General features: G+C 39.8%; 19 protein-coding genes and 6 tRNA genes. 6 read left to right on the forward strand and 19 right to left on the reverse strand.

Translation table 11 applies throughout. The annotated features are described in order from the left end of the window. Window positions 1-13: 13 nt before the first annotated feature. From pstA to QNI29_RS14560, 13 genes are all read right to left on the reverse strand, one after another. A complete protein-coding gene (gene pstA / locus QNI29_RS14500; RefSeq protein WP_231417211.1) occupies window positions 14-892 on the reverse strand; it encodes a phosphate ABC transporter permease PstA in 879 nt (292 codons plus the stop codon). Window position 893: 1 nt separating this feature from the next. Further along, window positions 894-1838, reverse strand: coding sequence for a phosphate ABC transporter permease subunit PstC (gene pstC, locus QNI29_RS14505; RefSeq protein ID WP_231417212.1), 945 nt, complete (start codon window positions 1836-1838; stop codon window positions 894-896). A 105-nt stretch (window positions 1839-1943) separates the two neighbouring features. After that, window positions 1944-2939 carry a PstS family phosphate ABC transporter substrate-binding protein gene (locus QNI29_RS14510; protein ID WP_231417213.1) on the reverse strand — a complete coding sequence of 332 codons (996 nt, stop codon included), beginning with the start codon at window positions 2937-2939 and terminating at the stop codon, window positions 1944-1946. Window positions 2940-3191: 252 nt separating this feature from the next. Continuing rightward, window positions 3192-5366, reverse strand: a complete 2175-nt coding sequence (locus QNI29_RS14515; RefSeq protein WP_231417214.1) for a peptidoglycan D,D-transpeptidase FtsI family protein — start codon at window positions 5364-5366, stop codon at window positions 3192-3194. A gap of 80 nt (window positions 5367-5446) precedes the next feature. After that, window positions 5447-6721, reverse strand: coding sequence for an MFS transporter (locus tag QNI29_RS14520; protein ID WP_231417215.1), 1275 nt, complete (start codon window positions 6719-6721; stop codon window positions 5447-5449). 197 nt (window positions 6722-6918) lie between these two features. Further along, window positions 6919-7530, reverse strand: coding sequence for a superoxide dismutase (locus tag QNI29_RS14525; RefSeq protein ID WP_231417216.1), 612 nt, complete (start codon window positions 7528-7530; stop codon window positions 6919-6921). Between the two features lie 240 nt (window positions 7531-7770). Further along, window positions 7771-7846, reverse strand: a tRNA-Phe gene (locus tag QNI29_RS14530). A gap of 43 nt (window positions 7847-7889) precedes the next feature. After that, a tRNA-Ser gene (locus QNI29_RS14535) sits at window positions 7890-7982 on the reverse strand. A gap of 23 nt (window positions 7983-8005) precedes the next feature. Continuing rightward, window positions 8006-8082, reverse strand: a tRNA-Ile gene (locus tag QNI29_RS14540). 7 nt (window positions 8083-8089) lie between these two features. After that, a tRNA-His gene (locus QNI29_RS14545) sits at window positions 8090-8165 on the reverse strand. 77 nt (window positions 8166-8242) lie between these two features. Next, window positions 8243-8319 (reverse strand) — tRNA-Met (locus QNI29_RS14550). Between the two features lie 3 nt (window positions 8320-8322). Beyond that, window positions 8323-8397: transfer RNA gene (locus tag QNI29_RS14555), tRNA-Asn, on the reverse strand. 410 nt (window positions 8398-8807) lie between these two features. Continuing rightward, window positions 8808-10463 carry a Na/Pi cotransporter family protein gene (locus QNI29_RS14560; RefSeq protein WP_231417217.1) on the reverse strand — a complete coding sequence of 552 codons (1656 nt, stop codon included), beginning with the start codon at window positions 10461-10463 and terminating at the stop codon, window positions 8808-8810. Between the two features lie 228 nt (window positions 10464-10691). Here QNI29_RS14560 and QNI29_RS14565 point away from each other — a divergent pair, with 228 nt between their 5' ends. Continuing rightward, window positions 10692-11174 (forward strand): DUF1189 family protein, encoded by a 483-nt coding sequence (locus QNI29_RS14565; RefSeq protein ID WP_231417218.1) that lies wholly within the window; start codon window positions 10692-10694, stop codon window positions 11172-11174. 33 nt (window positions 11175-11207) lie between these two features. Here QNI29_RS14565 and QNI29_RS14570 read toward each other — a convergent pair whose 3' ends face one another. Beyond that, window positions 11208-12944, reverse strand: coding sequence for a methyl-accepting chemotaxis protein (locus QNI29_RS14570; RefSeq protein WP_231417219.1), 1737 nt, complete (start codon window positions 12942-12944; stop codon window positions 11208-11210). 96 nt (window positions 12945-13040) lie between these two features. Beyond that, complete coding sequence (locus tag QNI29_RS14575; RefSeq protein ID WP_231417220.1) at window positions 13041-13667, reverse strand: NfeD family protein; 627 nt, start codon at window positions 13665-13667, stop codon at window positions 13041-13043. A gap of 82 nt (window positions 13668-13749) precedes the next feature. Here QNI29_RS14575 and QNI29_RS14580 point away from each other — a divergent pair, with 82 nt between their 5' ends. Together QNI29_RS14580 and ispG are read left to right on the forward strand one after the other, a co-directional pair. After that, a complete protein-coding gene (locus QNI29_RS14580) occupies window positions 13750-14181 on the forward strand; it encodes a hypothetical protein (protein ID WP_231417221.1) in 432 nt (143 codons plus the stop codon). Between the two features lie 101 nt (window positions 14182-14282). Then, entirely contained in the window at window positions 14283-15395 is a 1113-nt protein-coding gene (ispG, locus tag QNI29_RS14585; protein ID WP_255687851.1) for a flavodoxin-dependent (E)-4-hydroxy-3-methylbut-2-enyl-diphosphate synthase, read from the forward strand. Between the two features lie 38 nt (window positions 15396-15433). Here the strand turns inward: ispG and QNI29_RS14590 are convergent, their stop codons facing one another. Together QNI29_RS14590 and QNI29_RS14595 are read right to left on the reverse strand one after the other, a co-directional pair. Then, window positions 15434-15898: a DUF4190 domain-containing protein gene (locus QNI29_RS14590; RefSeq protein ID WP_231417222.1), complete on the reverse strand. Its 465-nt coding sequence runs from the start codon at window positions 15896-15898 to the stop codon at window positions 15434-15436. A gap of 127 nt (window positions 15899-16025) precedes the next feature. Further along, window positions 16026-16733, reverse strand: coding sequence for a lytic transglycosylase domain-containing protein (locus QNI29_RS14595; RefSeq protein ID WP_231417223.1), 708 nt, complete (start codon window positions 16731-16733; stop codon window positions 16026-16028). Between the two features lie 202 nt (window positions 16734-16935). On the opposite strand from QNI29_RS14595, the gene QNI29_RS14600 reads away from it, so the two are divergent. Both QNI29_RS14600 and QNI29_RS14605 read left to right on the forward strand, forming a co-directional pair. Further along, the gene (locus QNI29_RS14600; protein WP_231417601.1) at window positions 16936-17208 is read left to right on the forward strand and encodes a DUF2624 domain-containing protein; all 273 of its coding nucleotides are present in this window, start codon (window positions 16936-16938) and stop codon (window positions 17206-17208) included. A gap of 122 nt (window positions 17209-17330) precedes the next feature. Next, the gene (locus QNI29_RS14605) at window positions 17331-18230 is read left to right on the forward strand and encodes a deoxyribonuclease IV (RefSeq protein ID WP_231417224.1); all 900 of its coding nucleotides are present in this window, start codon (window positions 17331-17333) and stop codon (window positions 18228-18230) included. A gap of 217 nt (window positions 18231-18447) precedes the next feature. Here QNI29_RS14605 and QNI29_RS14610 read toward each other — a convergent pair whose 3' ends face one another. Then, a complete protein-coding gene (locus tag QNI29_RS14610) occupies window positions 18448-19776 on the reverse strand; it encodes a DEAD/DEAH box helicase (RefSeq protein WP_231417225.1) in 1329 nt (442 codons plus the stop codon). Window positions 19777-19985: 209 nt separating this feature from the next. On the opposite strand from QNI29_RS14610, the gene QNI29_RS14615 reads away from it, so the two are divergent. Then, complete coding sequence (locus QNI29_RS14615) at window positions 19986-20933, forward strand: 4-hydroxy-3-methylbut-2-enyl diphosphate reductase (RefSeq protein ID WP_231417226.1); 948 nt, start codon at window positions 19986-19988, stop codon at window positions 20931-20933. A 35-nt stretch (window positions 20934-20968) separates the two neighbouring features. Here QNI29_RS14615 and QNI29_RS14620 read toward each other — a convergent pair whose 3' ends face one another. Continuing rightward, on the reverse strand, window positions 20969-21466 hold the full coding sequence (locus QNI29_RS14620; RefSeq protein WP_231417227.1) for a peroxidase-related enzyme: 498 nt from the start codon (window positions 21464-21466) through the stop codon (window positions 20969-20971). Window positions 21467-21470 lie beyond the last annotated feature (4 nt).

A 21470-nucleotide genomic window follows, 5' to 3' on the forward strand; every position in this document is an offset into this window, starting at 1 on the left:
ATTCTATAAAGGTTTATAAACGTTTAGAGAATTTGTTTCGAATAAATACAGCAATAGAGTTTAAGAGCAATAAGATCACTAGTAGTACGATAATTCCGGCTGAAGCCACATACTCAAATTCAGGTTGTGGAGCTTTTGTCCAGCTATAAATTTGAATCGGCATGGCTGTATAAGGATCAAAAATGCTACTTGGAAGTGTAAAGATTGCTGTTGCTGCTCCTACAAGTAACAAGGGTGCGGTTTCACCAATCGCACGGGAAAGAGCAAGAATTCCACCAGTTAGGATACCAGGGATCGCTGCTGGTAAAACAATGCGTCTAACAGTTTGCCATTTCGTAGCACCCATCCCATAAGAAGCTTCACGTAATTCATTCGGAACAGAACGAATCGATTCTTGTGCTGCAACGACGATTACAGGAAGAACAAGAAGGCCTAACGTCAAACCACCAGCAAGAATAATTTCCCCCGTTTTAAAGATATAAACGAAAATTGTAAGACCTAATAAACCAAAAACAATGGACGGTACTCCGGCCAGGTTCTGCAAGTTAATTTGGATGAATCGCGTAAACTTTCCTCGTTTAGCGTATTCCTCTAAATAAATGGCAGTGGCTACCCCGATCACAAGAGTTACAGGAGCCGTTACTGACATTAACCATAAGGAGCCAATGACCCCGGCTTTAATCCCTGCACGATCTGGACTTTGTGAGGTGAAGCCCGTTAAGAAATCCATATCTAAGCTACCGAGTCCTTGAGTCAATATCCGATAAGCTAAAGCCCCTAAGAATAATAATCCAATAATCGTAGCAATGAAGAAGATTACCTTTGCAATCTTATTCTTTAAGATACGACTATTCATTTTATTAGACACTGTTTCTTTATTTACTAAAGCCATATTAGTACTCCTCTCTAAATCGTCGACTAATATATTGTGCAAGAAGGTTCATAATTAACGTGAAGACAAATAGGGTTGTTCCGACTGCATAGATACTATAGTAAATAGTCGAGCCGAATGAAACATCTCCTGTAGAGACTTGAACAATGTACCCTGTCATCGTCTGAATCGACTGCGTTGGATCTAGCGTAAACTTCGGTGTAGCACCTGCTGCAATGGCCACGATCATTGTTTCTCCAATGGCACGAGACATAGCAAGTGCGAAAGAAGCGACAATACCAGATAAAGCAGCTGGTATAACAACCTTAATTGTTGTTTCAAGTCTTGTTGATCCAAGAGCCATTGCTCCTTCACGTAATGTGTTTGGCACAGCCCCCATTGCATCCTCCGTAAGAGAAGCAACCATTGGGACGATCATGACACCTACAACAATACCTGCACTTAGTGCGTTAAAGAAAGATAGGTCTGGAATAATTTTGTCCAACATTGGCGTAACAAAGGTTAAAGCAAAGAAGCCATATACCACTGTAGGAATTCCAGCCAGTACTTCAAGAATTGGCTTAAGCATTCTTCTAACTTTATCAGATGCATATTCACTCAAGAATATAGCTGAAGCAACACCTAATGGGATCGCAATAATCATGGCTGTTATTGTAATTAATAACGTACCACTAATTAAAGACAAAATTCCATATGAATCACGCCACGGATTCCAATAGGTCGTTGTAAAGAATTCAACAACACTTACTTGATTAAAGAAAGTAAATGTTTCAGATAATAACGTATAAAGTATTCCTAATGTCACAAGTACAGATAGCGTAGCACAGAGTAACAATAGTTTAGGCACTAATTTTTCCACAAACATGGTCGAGCTATTGGATTGTTTATTCTTAGCAATCCTTTCCTTTACAGAAAGCTCATCGTGATTCTTTTTAGATGAAACCATTTATGAAATCCCCTTTCATCTGGAACATAGCAAAGTGAGGGGAACAACTTTCAACCCGTCCCCTCACCTCACACAGAACCAATTATCCAAGAAGTTTGCTACTACTTATTTTCCAGCTAGTTCTTTAACTTTATCAATTTGCTCTTGATATTTTTCTTCTGGAAGAGCGACATATCCAACTTCTTTAGCAGCGTCTCCTGCATTCTCAAGTGTATAGATTGTGTAATCATATACCTGAGGTTTCTCTAATGCACTTTCCACAACATATGTGAATAGTGGGCGAGAAAGTGGTGCATACTCTCCGCTTTGGATCGTATCATGGTTTGGTTTTACTGGTTCAGCATCTTCACCATTTTGAATACCTAAAGCTTTAAGAGAATCTTCGTTTTGAAGGTAGTAAGCATAACCGAAGAAGCCGATTGCGTATTCACTGTTTTTAATGCCGCGAACAAGTGTATTGTCATCTTCAGAAGTTTGAACATCTCCATCTTCACGCATTGCATTATCTTCAAGAATTACTTCGTTGAAGTAGTCGAATGTACCAGAGTCATGACCTGGAGCGAAGATTTTAATGGTTTCGTCTGGCCATTCAGGATTGATGTCAGACCATTTCTTAGCGTCAGAACTGTCAAGGAAGATCTTTTTCAGTTGATCTACTGTAAGGTTGTCAACAAAGTCGTTTTCAGAACTAACAGCTACTGTAAGACCGTCATATGCAAGTGTAAGTTCATGTAGGTTAACATCGTTTTCTTCAGCTTTTTTCTTTTCTTCTTCTTTAATCGGACGAGAAGCGTTTGAAAGATCGATTTCGCCTTTAGTAGACTTTTCGAATCCGCCACCAGAACCGATGGATTGTAATGTTACGTTAACATCGCTTTCTTTAGATGCGTAACGCTCTTGAATGTATAGGGCCATAGGGTAAACAGTAGAAGAACCTGCCTGTTTCACATTACCGGAAAGTGCTTCTCCACCGTCTGTTTCAGATTGAGTATCACCATTTGAAGTGTCTTCATCTTCGCCTTCGCTGCTTCCGCAAGCTGCAAGAGCTCCAAGAGCAAGGATAAGTGTGAAGATTAGTGCTAAATGCTTGAAACTTTTCATTTCTTTTTTCCCCCTAAATTAAATGTTGAATTTTGTTGTTCAAGTGGGCTTGATCAACTCACAATGCTTATACTACAGATAGAGTTTTAACGGCGTATGAATGAAATGTTAAGGTTGTGTAAATTGATCATTTTTCATGTATAGACTTCGCAAACTTCCTGGTATTACGGGGTTTTCCACTTGAGGTATTCTTTAGTTTCTACAAAAAAAAGAGGGTTATGCATAAGCATAACCCTCTCTTTTCTCTATCTTTTATTCTTCAGTTGCTTCATCTTCCATTTCGTCTTCTGATTTCTTTTCTTTCATTGCTTCTGCGCGGTTTTCTTTTAAATCATAATAGGCATTCATCGCGTCACGACCAATGTGAGTATTAATAGGGTATTGCCCGTTCATGACCCCTGTGTTTGGCACAACGACTGCAAAGGCTACTTCCGGATCATCAGCCGGAGAGTATCCAACCAGGGTCAGGTTCTCCACGGGTGTAAAACCCGTTACATCTATTGCATTACCGTATTCATCTCGCGAAATATCATAAACCCTCGCTTGAGCCGTTCCTGTCTTACCTGCTACAGAGTAATCCACTTCCTTACCGAAGTTATAATACGCTGTACCATTTGATTGATAAACACGCTCAAATCCTCGTTGAACGCGGTCAATATCCGTTTGGGACATGGAGATCTTATTCAACACATTCGGGCTATAGGATTCAATAACCGGTCCAAGCTCTTTATTCTGGACGTCTGGTTCGTGCACTTCTTTCACAAGACGTGGCTGGATTCGATACCCATCATTTGCAATGGTCGATACATATTGAGCCAATTGCATCGTTGTATAAGTATCATACTGTCCAATGGCTAAGTCCATAATATTACCTGCTTGGAAATCTTCACCTTGTAAACCAGCGGATTCAGTATCAGCCGGCATATCAATTCCTGTTTTAACACCAAGGCCGAATTGACTGTAATAGTCTCGCATGACTTGGAAACTTCCATCATTAAACTTCATTGGTGCATTCCGTACGTAAGTCGGGTTCCCGGCAATCCTCATCGCAATATGGAACATATATACGTTAGAGGACTTCTCAAGAGCTTGGATTTCATTAATTGTCCCTAAGTCTTTGTAAGAATCTTTGGCTTTTGTACTTTTAAGTTCAATCGCAATATTATCATTTATGAGTGTTCCATAATTAATGACACCGGAGTCATACCCCGCTAACACAGTCGCGCCCTTAACTGTAGAACCTGGTGCATACTGCTGGGTAATGGCCCCTAAGGAGAAGTCTTGGAAATAAGGTTTCTCCCCGTTTTCTCCACGATTATATTTTTGACCTGAAACAGCCAAAATTTCACCAGTATCTGGCTCCAACATAACAACCATGGCTTCACTCATATTACTGTTCTTACCAGGATAGCGGGTAATGGCTTCTTTTAAGTGTTTCTGGACGATTTCATCTAACCTTTTCTGCAATTCCATATCGACCGTTAAGACAAGATCATTGCCTCGCGTGCCTTGTTGGATGACTTCTGAGTTAATGACTTCCTGATCACTGTTTACAGTGTGTTCAATTTGTTCCTTTTGACCTTTTAACACCATTTCATAGCGCTCTTCTAATCCGCTGGTGCCTACACGGTCATTTAAACTATAGCCACGAGACATGAAGTAGTCTTTCTCGTCTTTTGGGACACCAGCCATACTTACACTTCCTAAGTAGTTACGGAATGTCCCTCCAAAAGGATAGTCTCTTTCCCAGTCTGTACTTACATTAATACCAGGCAGTTCATCTAAGTTTTCGGCTACAGTAGCGTACTCTTTTAATGTCACGCCTTCATTCTTTATGATATGAGGAGATAGAGAATAAGCACTATCGAGTTCTCGTTTGATTGCAATAATCTCAAGCTCTTCATCAGAGAATTGGAGGTCTTTTTCAGGATCAATACGGTCTAATAGTATCTCATAAGGAGTTTTTGCGTCTGTTTCTTCTTCTTCCTTTGTATAGGTCTGCTCTTCTACTGTTAGCCGTTCTTTTATTGCCTCATTATTCTCATTGTTAACAAGAATCCAGTAATCTTTTTTATCACGCAAGGTTACTTTCTTCGTGTTTTTCTCAATCATGGGCGCAAGCTTACGCGCAATTTCTAAATGCTTCGCCTGATTTGTTGACTTTGGTGGTGTGTATGTAATGGCATAAAGTGGTGAATTGTCCACGATTATATTGCCAAAACGATCATACATCTTCCCTCTCGGTACCGGTGTCTTTGTAATATCGTTTGTAGTACGATTAATCTCTTCTTGCGCTTCAGCACCATGTAAGATCTGGACCATGCCCAGCTTTAACACAACACCAGAAAACATAAGAAAGATAATAAAGAATAACACATTTAAACGAAAGGGAAGATGAGACTTCTTTTTCTTGTTCTTTTTCCCCATAAGTCTCTCCTCCTCTAATAAACAGTTTGAGGCTATTATAGCATTTTTGGCTAATTTTCACTATATAACTGAAGCACTGTTTATCGGTTGTCGTTATCTGCTAGCTTATTCTTTACAAAGACGGACTCTTCTCGTGTATCAGAAGTAAACGTTACATCCTTAATAAAGAAATAAATAACGAAATGACCTGCCCCAACAAGCATTAATATATACGGAATAATTGTTTCGGGAGAGAAGAAATGAACACCTGTTAAGAAGATCGCAATGGATAGGACTCTCCCTAAGTTCAAGAACAATTCTCTAACTACAATATATTCAATTCTCATCTCCCCTGCGTGCCAGGCTTTCCCGATTACATCGTAAGTTAACGAAATATAAGGCACAAACAATATTGGGTACGCAATCCCAATGATCGCAGCATAGATTAAAAGTGTAGGGTAGCTCAGGTGGATCAAAATCAAATAGAGGGACAGGTATAGCGTGAGACCTCCAACAAATATTGATCCTTTACGCCTTTTCGGCTTAATAAAACGTGTAGCTAAGTAATAGAACAAAAAGGCAAAACCAGAATAAACTAAATTGAATGTGCCTAATGCTAGCTCACTTTGCGTTGTAATAAAGACCCAGATGGAGATCACAAAGAGGAAAGTCCCCTCTCTTAACCCTTGAAAGGTATGGGCATATAAAATTTTATTCCAATTCTGATCCCGCTTTCGTTCATGAATAATCCTCCGAAAAGTGAAATCCCCTTTAGCCGATCTCCTTTTCAAGAAAAAGCTACAGACTACCGCAAGCACAAACAAGCTTAACGATATAGTAAAGATCACGGTATAACCTGTATTAGAAGTAAGCCTGGAAATAATAAATCCCGCTAAAATTGGACCGACCATTCCCCCAAACGACTGAAGCAATCCTAAAAATCCATTAAAGAAATCTCTGGTATCAGGTTCTGTAATTTCAAATGTTAGCACATTAAATGCTAGCCAATAAAAGCCATATCCAATGCCAAGGACAGAACCTAACACAATTTTATAGCTTGCCGCTTGTTCACCAAAGAACAAAACCGTCAAGAAAAACAAAGACAGGAATATAACTCCAAGGCGCAACACAATGACCCGATCCATCCGTTTAGCCCATCTTCCTGCAAGGATAAACGTTAACGGCTGCATAATATAAATGGATAAATTGTAAAGGGCGATGGCCACATATTCCCCTGATTGTTTCCACAAGTAGATATTGACAAATGTATTGGAGAGAAAAATGCCTAAAGCGTAAAGCCCTCCAATCGACAATAAAAGAATTAAATCCCGGTTAACTTCAACTTCTCCTAAAACTGCGTTTAATCCTTTCTTCATATCTAAACGCCTCCTACCTGTCATTAGTCTTATCAAATAGGAAGCACTTATACCATGATCCACACAAAGGTGAGAGAATGTTTCTTTTATTGTCGCAAGGAAATAAAATGAGGGGGAACGATCACGAGGGTGGGAAAGCATATAAAAAACCTAAGCCCCCTTTAAAGGGACTTAGGTTTTAAAATCGTGAATGGTAATTATTTAGCTGCAGCGTAGCGCTTCGCAACTTCGTCCCAGTTTACTACATTCCAGAATGCAGCAATGTAGTCAGGGCGACGGTTCTGATAGTTAAGGTAGTACGCGTGCTCCCAAACATCAAGACCAAGGATTGGTGTTTTACCTTCCATGATTGGTGAATCTTGGTTTAATGTGTCCATTAATTCAATTTCACCATTGTCTACAACTAACCATGCCCAGCCAGAACCGAAACGGCCAGCTGCTGTAGCTGCGAATTTTTCTTTAAATTCATCATAGCTACCAAATTTACTGTTAATTGCTTCTGCTAGTTCACCTGTTGGCTCACCGCCACCATTTGGAGACATGATTGTCCAAAATAGAGAGTGGTTAGAATGACCGCCACCATTACGACGAACCGCTGTGCGGATCTCTTCTGGTACAGCATTTAAGTCAGCGATCAATGCATCAAGTGATTTATCTTGAAGATCAGCATGGCCTTCTAAAGCATTGTTAAGCTTGTTAACATAGCCTGCGTGGTGTTTAGTGTGGTGGATGTTCATTGTTTCCTTGTCAATATGAGGTTCAAGAGCATCATAAGCGTAAGGTAATTCTGGTAATTCAAATTTAGCCATTTTGAATCTCCTCCTTTAAATAGTATGTAAATCCTTCCAATTCCATTCCGGTCAAGAAAGGCTACATTGTAAGCGTATCAAAGGTCTAAATCATCTGCAAATATTATGCATCAGAAATAAGCTTTAACACGCACATAGATATAATATCCGTTTGTTCAAATTTAAAACATAAAAACTTGCTCTAAGAGAGCAAAAAAAAAGACAAGCATATTTGCTTGTTTAGGTTCAAACTTATGTAAATGGTGGCTCGGGACGGAATCGAACCGCCGACACACGGATTTTCAGTCCGTTGCTCTACCGACTGAGCTACCGAGCCACAAAAAAGAACGTTGCCTGACTTCCGTTCTATTAAATAAAAATGGCGGAGGAGGAGGGATTCGAACCCCCGCGGGGCGTTAACCCCCTGGCGGTTTTCAAGACCGCTCCCTTCAGCCGAACTTGGGTACTCCTCCGTGAGAAAAATAATGGCTAAGATTGGTGGACCCTGCAGGACTCGAACCTGCGACCGATCGGTTATGAGCCGATAGCTCTAACCAGCTGAGCTAAGGGTCCAATCTTATGGGGCGATTGATGGGGATCGAACCCACGAATGCCGGAGCCACAATCCGGTGCGTTAACCACTTCGCCACAACCGCCATGATTCTTAAGATGTTTATTCCTGATTGTTTCTATAAGATAGATTCATAATCTGATCTGCAAACAAAATTATGTATGGTAGCGGCGGAGGGGATCGAACCCCCGACCTCACGGGTATGAACCGTACGCTCTCGCCAGCTGAGCTACACCGCCAAATGGCTCCAACGGCAGGATTCGAACCTGCGACCGATCGGTTAACAGCCGATAGCTCTACCACTGAGCTACGTTGGAATAAAGTAATGCGTCATTTTAACGACACAATATAATATATCATGTGTTGTTGAGAGTGTCAACAACTTTTTTGCCTCGTAATGAAGCAACACGAATAATATAGCACGGTCCCCTATGTTTGTACAAGGGTTTTTTGATAAAAATCTTAAATTTATTCAATCCAGACCTTATATGGAGCGCTCGCAAATTATTTTTTGTCTGTACGTGTAGCGTTACTTTGATGTAGGCTCGAGCATTCTCAGGCCCAAAACACTTCACCAAAAATGACACGTTTCCTTTCACCCCACCTTAGACTTATCATGCGAACGGAAACATCTCAACTTCGATTCCCAGTAATCCTCCGCTGCTCCCAAACCAGATCTACACATAAAACAAGCCCAGAGCAACTGCTCTGGGCTTGTTAAGAGATATTAGTTTTGCTTGCCACCTAATACTTCTTCTGCAATATTTACAGCGTGGTCACCGATTCGTTCTAGGTTACTAATAATATCAACAAATACGATACCAGCCGGTCCGGTACATACTCCTTCATTCATACGAAGGATATGCTTCTTACGGTAAGAACGCTCATATTGATCAATTTGATTTTCCTTTTGAACAACAGCTAACGCTTCTTCACGGTCCATTGTTTCAAGGGCCTTCATAGCTTGTTTAACTGTAATTAAGGTTAAATTAATCATATCATTTAAATCTTCTTGCGCTTGTTCTGTTAGATGAACTTTATTTGAAATCTTATAATCTACAAGTTCTACAAGGTTTTCAAAGTGGTCACCAATACGTTCAATATCACGAACAGAATCTATAAGGGCAGAGTGTTTATGACTTTCTAATTCCGTTAATGAGTAGCTTGATAAGCTCACTAAATACTCTGTAATGTTCCGGTCTAAATTGTTAAGGGCTTCTTCATACTGAAGGGCCATATCAGCGTGCTTCCGCTGATGATTATTTAGATAGTGACTTGTCTCTTCCAGTCCTTTATACGCAAAGTCACCCATTCTCATTACTTCTTCTTTCGCCTGATCTAAAGCAAGGGATGGAGACTGTTCAATAAAGATCGGGTCGAGATGCTTTGGTTTCTGATCTACAGCTGTGTCCTCTCCAGGAATAAGCTTCGTCACAATATACGCTAAAGCACCAATGAACGGGAACTGTACTAGCATGTTTGAGAAGTTAAAGATCCCGTGTGCGAACGCAATCGTCATGGCTTCGTTTAATCCAATTAAATCTCTAAGGTATTCAATAAATGGAATATAGACTTTTAATAGGATTAAGAAAATCGTTGTACCAACTACGTTGAAGATAACGTGAGTGAAAGCTGCACGCTTCGCCGCCACACTTGCGCCAATAGCAGCAAGTACAGCCGTAATCGTTGTACCGATATTGTCACCAAACAATACAGGAATGGCTGCATCAATATCGATTGCACCTTGTTCAAACAAGCCTTGTAACACACCAATGGTTGCACTTGAACTCTGTACGACTACAGTGAACAACGTACCAATGACAACACCAAGGATTGGCTGGTCACTCATACTTACCGTTAAGTCTTGAAACGCCTCAAGACCTCTTAATGGTTTCATTCCATTACTCATCAGTTTCAACCCATAGAATAAAGCACCAAAGCCAAATAGCGTCTGACCAAGGTAAGTGATCTTCTTACTCTTGAAGAAGAATAGAAGTAGGGCACCTACAGCCAAGATCGGTAAACCATATTCTTTTAATTCGATACCAATAATGAATGCGGTAACCGTTGTACCGATATTGGCACCCATAATGACTCCGATAGCCTGACGCAACGTCATAAATCCAGCGTTAACTAGTCCAACAGTTAGTACAGTTGTACCTGAACTACTCTGTATTAACATCGTTACAAGCATACCAGCTAGTACACCCATAAACGGATTCGTGGTGAATTTGTCTAGAATATCTCGAAGGCGATCACCAGCAGATTTCTGAAGACCGTCTCCCATGTATTTAAGTCCGAATAGGAAGATTCCTAAACCACCAACAAATTGAAAGATCATCTCTTGAACATTAATACCTTCCACAAATAATGCTCCCCTCATCCAAGATTTTTGTCTATTTGTGTAGTTTTTTAAAACCCTCAACCATTATTAATTAAAGGTAAACGTTTTGTAAAGGCATTTCATAAGAATCTATTCAAAATTTACATTAGCTTAACATTCGGTAAAAAAACCTTGTCTTTTTTTCAGTTTTCTTACCATTTTGTATTGCTTCCACTCTTTCAGTTTAGCTATGATAGAAGTGATAAACAACAAATAGGTGGTAAAAACATGAAATTATCACAACAATTTTTGTACAGCCTTTACTCATTTAAGCGTGTATCCGCGTTCAGGATGTTAAAGGTTGGAAAACCGATAGGATATGTATTTTTCCTTACATTACTAACGATGATTCCTGTTTTATTAGGAATGATTTTCGACACACGTTCGACAGAAGCTATTGGAACACTCCCATTACCTGTTGAACTTCTCATCTTGTATGTCATTAGTACGAGCATTAAGTTTATGGATGTGTCTATCCTTGCCTTTATAGGACTTGGGCTTAATACATACTTAAAACGAAAAAACATTCAATACAGACATACATGGGCATTGTCAGCCTATGCCATTACGATCCCTACATTGGTATTAGCTATTGTAGAAAACTTAGGTCTTGTGCTTTCTGGAGATTACGTTTTATACATGGCCTTTTCTACGGTTATGTTATACATCATCCTCCAGGCAATCCCAAAGCCTAAAGCAAGAACCACATAAAAGCTCCGAAGTCTTAAAGACTTCGGAGCTTTTTTAACTTGCTTGATGTTTCCTTTCGGCTATGGCCCCAAGTTCTTGAGACACGGATACTAATTGATCTCGAACCTCATTCGTTTCGTTCATTTGACTTTCTTGTAAATCTGCCGCTTCTACTAATTGTTTAGCTGAAGATAAAGTTTCTTGAGTCGTTTGATGAAATGCGGTAAACACTACCTCCATTTTAGGCAGCATCTCCTCAGCTTTCGACACCTGAATTTTAGAATGGTTCAATTTTCCATTGAACGATTCAATGTAAGAAGAAATTTGATCAAAGGATGATTTAGAATCATGAGCATGTTCTAAATGATTTGTAAGTTGATCATACATCTCATGAAATTCAGTTGTTAAATACTGACTAATCTCCAACGTTTCGTTCATCTTATCGTTTATCTCGACAGCTGCTTCTTTTGAGCTATCTGCAAGCTTCCTTACTTCATGAGCAACTACAGCGAACCCTTTACCTTCTTCACCAGCACGTGCTGCTTCTATCGTTGCATTTAACGCCAATAGCTTTGTGCGTTCCGCAATATCTTGAATCATTTTCCCAGCTTCACCTATGTTCATGGAATGTGCTTCAAATTCATTTATTTTAGAAGTCATTTGCTTAAACCCGTCATGATAAGTATCTAATGTTTTCATAATGGACGTTACCCCTTTATTTCCTTCATCAATCGAAACATTAATACTTTCCTGATCCTCATACATTTCATTAAAAGATTCCAACAAAACATGAAGGGAATGTTTCAGCTTCTCGAAGACATCTTTCTGTTCTTCAAACGCCCCCTCGGTTCCCTCTGTACCTTTTATCACTTTATGTAATTCTTCTTTCATATCCGACTGGGATAGAGCTAACTGTTCTGAAGAAGCTGACAACTCATTATTCGTTCCCCCTAAATGATGAACCGCCGTTTGAATGTTATGGAGCATTTCTGTAATTGTATGGATTAGTTCTTGATAACTTTTTGATAACGAGCGAATCTCGGGTATCGTTGAATTAACCGTATCTGGTGGTGTAAACTCCCCATCTCTCGCTTTACGCATGACTTGTTGAAGTGCGATTAATGGCTTAAACATTTGCCTCATGAAAAAGAGGACGAATACGAAAATGCCAATTAAGCATAAGACGCCAGCCGTGAGCGAATATTTAGCCAGCTGGTGAACAGAATACATATAATCCGCTACCGGTACACCAATTAGGAAAACCCCTTTCAGCTCTTGTACCGACCCGTAAGCAAACATGTATTCTTCTTCTTTCCACGTGGCAATACGTGAACCATCTTCCTCTTTCTTAATATCTTCGATCAAACTCTCCTTAAAAGACGCTTCCTTACCTTGATATGGATAGGAGATCACACCTTCTTTGGTAATTAAATTTGTAGAAGCAGAGAAACCATCTTGGACTAATTCAGATTTCTGAGAAGATATATACTCATTCATCCGTTCTTTAAAAACGTCTTCTTCCCCTACTAAGGCAAACATCATATTCTCGGCATTCTCTCTCGTTACATCCACTTCGCGCTCTAAACGTTCACGAACCAATTCAAGTTGGCTTTCTTTTGCCTTCGAATAGGAAAGCCAACTAACGAGTGAAATCGAACCAATAAACAGCACACAAATTACGATCGAAACTCTAGCTTGAAAAGAGAGAGATAAACGCGGCTTACGTGCACTTTTAAAGCGACGTTTCTTTTGGAATCGTGGTACTTTATTGAAGAAAGATAATAATGACACTTTTGACACCCCGCAAGAAAATATTTCTTATTCATCCAAAAGTATGAATGCGAAATATTAACGTGGTGTAAAGATGCACGTAAGAATACGTAAAATTCATGACTTTCTTACCAGGATTCTGGTCCCGTCCACCTGATCGACAATGATCTCTTCATCTTTATCTATCCAATGCCCATTCGATACCGCACTATATTCCTGTTCTTCTATCTTAATGGTTCCTACTGGCCTAAGCTGAGTTAAGGTAATCCCACTCTTGCCCACTAAAGAAGCATAAGTCTCATTCATAGAATTGTATCCCGCTTCAGATGAGAGCTTATCCACAAGTGTAATCTTGGTCCAAAGATCCCTCTTTGGAAAGACTCTCAAGAATAACAAAGAACCTATGGCACCGATTAGAACTCCGCAAACGCCATAAGCACCAGTTACCCAGTCAGGCGCACTCATACCTACCACTAACAGCATACTGATGCTCCCTACTGTCGTGAGTGTGCCATCATTTATAACTTTAGCGTCTAATATAATTAACGAAAGACTAATAAAATAGACAATCATCATAACGATAAACATACTAGGGTCTAAATGAGTTAGGAAATAAAAGGTAATAAAAGCAATGCCAACGACACCAAATATCCCCCGCATGTTTACTAATAGTTCCCCAAATAAAAATAAGGTACCAAGTCCAGTAATGACTAAAGCAAGCCAAGCCATTTCAATCGCAATCACTTCCGCCCACCCCTTTTTCTCTTATTTAATATAGGTATACGTTTCATTATATTATTTTGTTTCAAAAAGAATGAAATTCCACATGTTTGTAGAACTAGTATTACAGGCAAAAAGGGAGATGAGCGATATGAATCCGATTCTGAAGAAAATGCTTTTCATTATTACAATGATTCTATTTTTTGTTAGTATTGGACATGACCTTACGACAGGAACCTTTCCTAAAGAACTTATTTCCAAGGCAGAAGATCATCAAACAATTGAAAACGAAACGAACACTAAACCCCTCACCCCAACAGGAGGTCAAGAGCGTTTTCGCGTCATTGAGCACAAAGTGTCAGCCGGGGACACGGTCTTGTCTATTATGGAGAAGTTGAATGAGGATGGACCGCCTGTTACAATTCAACAAATGCTAACTGATTTTGAAGCTCTGAATGATGGCCAAGATCCGAATAGTATTAAGATGAACAAGGTCTACTTATTCCCTTATTACCACAAAAACGAAAAACCTTTGTAAATTTGAAGACTCGTGACTTCATATTTTTTTCGTTTGCCCTTATAATGAGTGTGGTATCTTAATAATTATGAATTATCGCATTTGTAAAAAGGAGCGATTATATGCCTATTACACACAGAAAAGATACGCGCCCTGTACGCGTAGGCGACCTTGTGATTGGTGGAAGTAATAAAGTCGTTATTCAGTCTATGACAACAACTAAAACACATGATGTTGAAGCTACAGTAGCTGAAATTGAACGACTAGAAGAAGCTGGCTGCCAAGTCGTCCGCGTTGCTTGCCCAGATGAGCGAGCAGCAGACGCGATTTCTGAAATAAAGAAACGCATTAATATTCCACTTGTAGTCGACATTCACTTTGACTATAAATTAGCCCTAAAAGCAATTGAAGGTGGAGCTGACAAAATCCGCATTAACCCTGGTAACATCGGGAAACGCTGGAAAGTTGAAGCTGTTGTTAACGCAGCGAAAGCTAAAGGCGTACCTATTCGTATTGGCGTAAACGCAGGGTCACTTGAGAAACGTATTCTGCAGAAATATGGTTTCCCAACTGCTGAAGGCATGGTTGAAAGTGCCTTACATCACATTCAAATATTAGAGGAGTTGGACTTCCACGATATTATTGTATCGCTGAAAGCCTCTGACGTTCGCTTAGCCATTGATGCATACGAAAAGGCCGCTGAACAGATCTCTTATCCATTACACCTTGGTATTACAGAGTCAGGAACTCAATTCGCAGGTACCGTTAAGAGTTCTGCAGGTCTTGGTGCCATCCTTAACAAAGGAATCGGAAGCACAATGCGCATTTCATTAAGTGCAGACCCAGTAGAGGAAGTAAAAGTTGGTCGCGAACTGCTTAAATCATTCGCACTTGCAGATAATGCTGCTACACTTATCTCTTGCCCTACATGCGGGCGTATTGAAATTGATCTAATTTCAATTGCAAATGAAGTTGAAGAATACATTTCAACCATTAAAGCACCAATTAAAGTTGCCGTTCTTGGTTGTGCCGTTAACGGACCTGGAGAAGCCCGAGAGGCTGATATCGGGATTGCCGGTGCACGCGGTGAAGGATTACTATTCCGTCACGGAGAGATCATTCGAAAAGTTCCAGAAGAAACAATGGTCGAGGAACTAAAGAAAGAAGTCGATCGCATTGCGGAAGAATATTTTGCTGAAAAAGCAAAAGAAGCTGCTGAAGCTGAAGTAAAATAAAGCATTAAAAAAGCTGGCCCAGGGCCAGCTTTTTTATTTTAAAACGGAGCGAATACTAACGTAAGGACTACGGATATAGCACCAGCTACAATAGCTGTATTTCCGAGGGTTTCAGCCCCTCTTCGTCTAGCCATAAATCCTACAATGATTCCTGCTGCGCCAAGAATCACTGGTAAGATAAAGAAAGACACCACAGAAAGCACAACCGCTAACCAACCCATACCCGCATGCACATCATTGTCCATGTCAGATTCTCTCTCATTGGATTTGATTGGCTCTCGAACAGTTTTTGCATCAACCGCAGCTTCCTGAGCGAATTCCACATCTCCAGTCCCTGCGTATACACCGCCGTCTGCTACCTCTACCTCATTGTAGGCTTCATCGTATGATTGACCATCGTCAATCTTCTTCATTTCACTTTCTTGTTCATCGCCGTAACGAGGCGCTTCTTCTGTGTGTTCTATATCATCAAGTTCTTTTTCACGCTTATCTTCATGTTCCATGATACATCCCTCGCTTTCTGTAGAGGTGCTCTCTTATCTTGTGAGAAATGCGAGTGAACTATGATGGTACATTCTTCAAGCTTCTTTACCTCATCAAAAAAGAGTCCCTAAAAGGGACTCTTATCTATTAAGGTGCGACTGCAACAGCATCATGCGTTTTGGTTTTTTGTTGAATCTCCACCGCATACCAGCTCTTGGCGTGGCCATTTTCCTTCTTATATTGTTCTAACCCTCCCATACCACGATGATAAGCAGTTAGGGCTTCATTCCAGTTTCCATATTCATGGTGAAGATAATCAAGATAAATTAAAGATAATTGCATGGAATAATACGGATCAAATAGCAGTTCTTTTTTATAAGGTAAATCGCCCATATCAGCGATCCAAGGAGCTGTGTTTGTCATAAACTGAGCCATGCCGTAAGCATGTCCATATTTCGTCTCAGGACCTACAAGCGTTGGATCAAACGTGCCTCCGGTCTCTACTTTTAGCAATTCATATACAAGATAAGGATTCATATCATAGCGGTTTGCTTCTCTTGCTAAATAAAGAGCCCAGGATTTTTTGAATTCTCCCCCACTCTCTGAAACCATTCGATCGGCCGTTTTTTCAAGGCCTGGCCACATATCATAACCATTCTTCTCTTTAAATTCTGTCGGCATTTCATTTAAGTATGAATTTCGGGATTCTAAGTCATTGACCTGTTTTTGCAGGCCTTCGTTTTCTGTTTGCAGCGCTTTTGTCTGTTCACCATAAAAATACATAACCACAATAAAAAATAACGTAATATATAAACAAACCAAAAGGAGCTGTACGTAAGGTCTTGCACGATCCACAAAATCCCCTCCTCTTTTTCAAAAATTTCTCTCTAAACGCCTATGGGTCGAAAGGACCTAGACTATACTAACGGTAGTCCGAATCAAATGCAATAAAAATACTCAATAACCAAAACCCTCCACCTTTTTAACACATTCTTCTAACTTCACTCATAGGCTACTATGTAAAGAAGTGAACAAATGAGGTGATGTCTTGAAAAAAATGATCTCACAGGTTGTTAAACAAAAAATCCAAAACTTATCTGTCCATGACCTTTTAGAACAAAGTCGACAGTTTAACGTCCCCCTTACAAAAGCTCAAGCCACTGAAATCGTGTCCTTCCTAAAAAGTTCAAATCTTAACCCATTGGATGAAAAGGACCGTATGAAAGCTTTAAAAAAGTTAGCTCAAATCACTGATCCCAAAACAGCACAAAAGGTCAATAAAATCTTTCAGGAAATGATTAAGGAAAACGGACTTTCACACTGGTTTTAGCGCCACGTTTAGACGGGGCGTTTTCTTTTTGGCTTCTATTTGACCAATAGCTCCAATTTATTTATAGTAGGAGAAGTTACGAATACTTATTGCATATACGTATAATAAGGAGCTGACCAACTATGTTGAAGCTAGGATCTCATGTGTCTATGAGCGGAAAAAAGATGCTTCTTGGAGCAAGTGAAGAAGCTGCCTCCTACGGCGCTAACACATTTATGATTTACACAGGTGCGCCACAAAATACTCGTCGTAAAGCTATTGAAGAGTTAAATATAGATGCAGGAATTGAACATATGAACCAACACGATATAGAAGAACTTATCGTTCATGCTGCTTATATAATTAACATCGGCAATACGGTGAAACCTCACGTCTATGAGCTGGGTGTGGATTTCTTATCAAACGAAATCGAACGAGTTGAATCACTGCAGAAGGCTTCTCAAATCGTTTTACACCCCGGTTCTCACGTTAGCCAGGGTGAAGAAGTCGGCCTTAACCAGATTATTAAAGGTTTAAATGAAGTATTTGAAAATCACCCAAATACCAATTGCCAGATCGCCCTTGAAACGATGGCAGGTAAAGGCAGCGAGATCGGACGTAACTTTGAACAAATCGCCAAAATTATAGATGGCGTAAAGCACAACGAACATTTATCTGTTTGCTTTGATACTTGTCATACACATGACGCAGGCTACGACATCGTTCACGATTTCGACGGTGTACTGAACCATTTCGATAAAACAATTGGACTTGACCGCTTAAAAGTTCTCCACATCAATGACAGCAAAAATGAACGCGGTGCAGGAAAAGACCGTCATGAGAACATCGGGTATGGGCATATTGGGTTTGACGCATTAAATTATATCGTTCACCACCCGCAACTAAACGACCGTCCTAAAATTCTAGAAACGCCTTATGTAGGAGAAGACAAAAAGAACAAGAAACCTCCTTATCAATATGAAATAGAAAACTTACGAAACCAAACCTTTACAGATTGGCGTTCAGACTTACTTCAATCATAAGAAAAGGAAACCATGACTTTGTTATTCACACAAAGTGATGGTTTTTTTATTTTGAACGGCATGTATTGTAACTATCCTTTATCTCATGACTTTAAACCTATATCGGGATATTTTTATATTTCCGTTAGCTTTTTCAAGTGTGAGGCGAGCGTAAACGTGGATCAATCAAGACAAAAAAAGCATCAAATTGCATGTGCAATTTGATGCTTTTTATAAGTTATTTTCTCTTATTTCTCTGCCTTGCTTGTTGTTTATTTAATTTCTTTTTAATTTCTTCCTGCTTATACTTCATTTTCTTCTTATAACCAGGCTTAACTTTTTTCGGACGCTTGACGCGCTTCCATGCTTCTTTATCCGTGTCATTCTCATCTAGCTTACGAGTTGATCGCTGATTACGATCTTTAATAGGAACGAACTCCCCATTTTTTATATCATAGCTATCAAACGTTAACCCAGATGACTCAAGCTTCTTAATAAGGGATTCATCCGTCTCTGTATAAAGGTTAATAGCTGTCCCTTCTAAGCCTGCGCGCGCTGTACGACCAACACGGTGGATATAGAACTCTTCTTCTTTTGGTAGGTCCGCATTTATAACATGGCTGACCCCTTGAATGTCAATACCACGAGCAGCTAAGTCTGTAGCGACGATATATTGGTAACGAAGGTTTTTGATATCTTTAACAACACGTTTTCTTTCGCGTGGTGTCAGTCCGCCATGAATGACGCCAACTTCTAAACCTTTGTCCAATAGCTCTTGAGCTAATTCATTGGCTCTTTCTTTCTTATTGGCAAATATAATTGCCAGATAAGGATGAATGAGCTTCGTAATACTCATAATCATATCGGCTTTATCTCGATGACGAAGAGGAATCAGACGGTGTTCCATTTTTTCAGGTGAAGGCTTAGCTTCATCGGCTTGAATATACGTTGGGTTCTCAAGGTATTTCTTCAAGAACGGCTTTAACTTAACCGGAATAGTTGCTGAGAATACGAGTAATTGCAAGTCCGCTTGCATACGAACCAGAATTTGGTCCACGTCTTCAATGAAACCTAAATCAAACATCAAGTCGGTTTCATCGATTACAAATGAAGAGGCTTTGTAAACGTCTAGCGCTTCTTCTTTTACCATATCAAGGATTCGTCCTGGTGTCCCCACGACAATCTGAGGCTGCTCTTTTAGCTTTTCAATTGTCTTCTGCTTGTCTGTTCCACCTATTAATAGCTTAGCTTTTAAAGCATCACCATGACCCAAAAGCTTTAACATCTTGCGTACTTCATCGTAAATTTGGTTTGCTAACTCCCGTGTAGGAGCTGTGATTACGGTTTGTACTTCTTTACGCGAAACATCTATGCCATTTAGTAAAGGGATTAAATAAGAATGGGTTTTCCCTGAACCTGTATGAGATTGTCCAATTAGACTTTCTCCTCTTAAAACAGAGGGAATTACTTTTTTCTGGATCGGTGTAGGTTCATGGAAACCTAATTGATCCACCATATCAATCATCTCTTCATGAAGAGCCATTGATTTAAATGTTTGATCTGTCATATTCGTACTCCTTTTCGATACGCTGTTGCTTTCTCAATTATAGTAGAGTTCCTTTAATTATACCATCTTTAAAAGGACGAAACGTAAGGATTTTTACAGCCTTGTCTTTTAAGTAAGTTGTCTAACTTTGTATTCTGCCCTATTTCCCTTTATAATATGAGGGAGATATGATATTTTCGAACTCAAGAGGAGTAAGAGGGGGAACAAAGATGGAAGTCATTAAAATAGCTCCAAGAGGCTATTGCTATGGAGTAGTTGACGCTATGGTCATAGCTCGTAACGCCTCAAAGGATCCAAACTTACCTCGTCCTTTATATATTTTAGGTATGATTGTACACAATCAGCATGTAACAGAAGCTTTTGAGAATGAAGGCGTTGTAACGTTAGATGGTAAGAATCGTTTAGACTTATTAGAAGATATTCATGAAGGGACTGTCATTTTCACAGCCCATGGTGTATCACCTGAGGTGAAAAAGAGGGCAGAAGAGAAAGGGCTAACCGCTTTAGACGCTACATGCCCTGATGTCACACGCACACATGACTTAATCCGTGAAATGGTTGCCGAGAATTACGAAATTGTTTATATCGGTAAGAAAGGGCACCCAGAACCTGAGGGGGCTGTTGGTGTTGCACCAGGTCATGTGCACCTTATTCAAAATGAAGAAGATATAGATAACTTGAGCCTTTCAAGTGATAAAATCCTTGTAACGAATCAAACAACGATGAGTCAATGGGATGTCTACGATATTATGGAGAAGGTTAAAGAGAAATATCCTCAAACAGAAATTCACCAAGAGATCTGCATGGCTACTCAAGTCCGTCAAGAAGCGGTGGCTGAGCAAGCCGGAGATGCTGATCTTACTCTTGTAGTAGGAGACCCTCGAAGTAACAACTCATGTCGTCTTCAACAAGTGTCAGAAGAGAAGGCAGGAACAACGGCTTATAGAATTGCTGACGTAAGTGAAATTGAACTTCCATGGCTAGAAGGAGTGGAGAAGGTTGCAATCACTGCAGGTGCTTCAACGCCAACTCCTTTAGTTAAAGAGGTCATTCGCTTTATTGAGAACTTTGATCCAAACAATGAAGAAACGTGGGAACGCACTTCTAAAGTAGAGCAAAGAAAAATCTTGCCTAAAGTTAAAACGAAAAAAGCCTAGTCAAAAAGGATGCCTCTTCAGGCATCCTTTTTTAATTACAATCCTAGCCCTATTGAAATTTGGTTTGTGTAACTTGTGTAGGCAATTACATGATTGACTTCTACAATTTGCGTTTCAGATAAACCAATCTCTTTCAAAGCTAATACATCTTCTTTATTTACCTGGACCGGTTTTGCAGTTAATTTTAGCGCATACCGTAGCATTCGGGTTAAGGATTCATCGAAATATCCCTCTTCAAAACCAGAGAGCTTTGACAGAATATCTTCATCATCCGTAAGCTCCTCCAATAACTGACCATGACTCTTTGTACAATAATCACACCCATTACGCATAGACACAAACGTAATGAGAGATTCTCTTTGTATTTCTGTCAGAAACGTTTCTTTTACGGCTTGTTGTATAGGAGAAAATGCCTCCAATAATGATGGGCTGTTAGCGATAAGTCTATTAAATAAAGGCATTGGTTGCTCCATATTTTTTAAAGCTTCGTGCTCTCTTATCTCTGTTTGCTTAGCTGGTTTAATCCAAGGCATATGG

Origin of the sequence: Pontibacillus chungwhensis (assembly GCF_030166655.1) — a bacterium.
Lineage (GTDB): Bacteria > Bacillota > Bacilli > Bacillales > BH030062 > Pontibacillus.

Coding starts and splice junctions, on each gene's coding strand:
- pstA (WP_231417211.1), bottom strand. CDS start 892: ATGGCTTTAGTAAATAAAGAAACAGTGTCTAATAAAATGAATAGTCGT.
- QNI29_RS14605 (WP_231417224.1), top strand. CDS start 17,331: ATGTTGAAGCTAGGATCTCATGTGTCTATGAGCGGAAAAAAGATGCTT.
- ispG (WP_255687851.1), top strand. CDS start 14,283: ATGCCTATTACACACAGAAAAGATACGCGCCCTGTACGCGTAGGCGAC.
- QNI29_RS14515 (WP_231417214.1), bottom strand. CDS start 5,366: ATGGGGAAAAAGAACAAGAAAAAGAAGTCTCATCTTCCCTTTCGTTTA.
- QNI29_RS14520 (WP_231417215.1), bottom strand. CDS start 6,721: ATGAAGAAAGGATTAAACGCAGTTTTAGGAGAAGTTGAAGTTAACCGG.
- QNI29_RS14600 (WP_231417601.1), top strand. CDS start 16,936: ATGATCTCACAGGTTGTTAAACAAAAAATCCAAAACTTATCTGTCCAT.
- QNI29_RS14565 (WP_231417218.1), top strand. CDS start 10,692: ATGAAATTATCACAACAATTTTTGTACAGCCTTTACTCATTTAAGCGT.
- QNI29_RS14610 (WP_231417225.1), bottom strand. CDS start 19,776: ATGACAGATCAAACATTTAAATCAATGGCTCTTCATGAAGAGATGATT.
- QNI29_RS14620 (WP_231417227.1), bottom strand. CDS start 21,466: ATGCCTTGGATTAAACCAGCTAAGCAAACAGAGATAAGAGAGCACGAA.
- QNI29_RS14510 (WP_231417213.1), bottom strand. CDS start 2,939: ATGAAAAGTTTCAAGCATTTAGCACTAATCTTCACACTTATCCTTGCT.
- QNI29_RS14560 (WP_231417217.1), bottom strand. CDS start 10,463: ATGAGGGGAGCATTATTTGTGGAAGGTATTAATGTTCAAGAGATGATC.
- pstC (WP_231417212.1), bottom strand. CDS start 1,838: ATGGTTTCATCTAAAAAGAATCACGATGAGCTTTCTGTAAAGGAAAGG.
- QNI29_RS14590 (WP_231417222.1), bottom strand. CDS start 15,898: ATGGAACATGAAGATAAGCGTGAAAAAGAACTTGATGATATAGAACAC.
- QNI29_RS14525 (WP_231417216.1), bottom strand. CDS start 7,530: ATGGCTAAATTTGAATTACCAGAATTACCTTACGCTTATGATGCTCTT.
- QNI29_RS14580 (WP_231417221.1), top strand. CDS start 13,750: ATGTTTGTAGAACTAGTATTACAGGCAAAAAGGGAGATGAGCGATATG.
- QNI29_RS14615 (WP_231417226.1), top strand. CDS start 19,986: ATGGAAGTCATTAAAATAGCTCCAAGAGGCTATTGCTATGGAGTAGTT.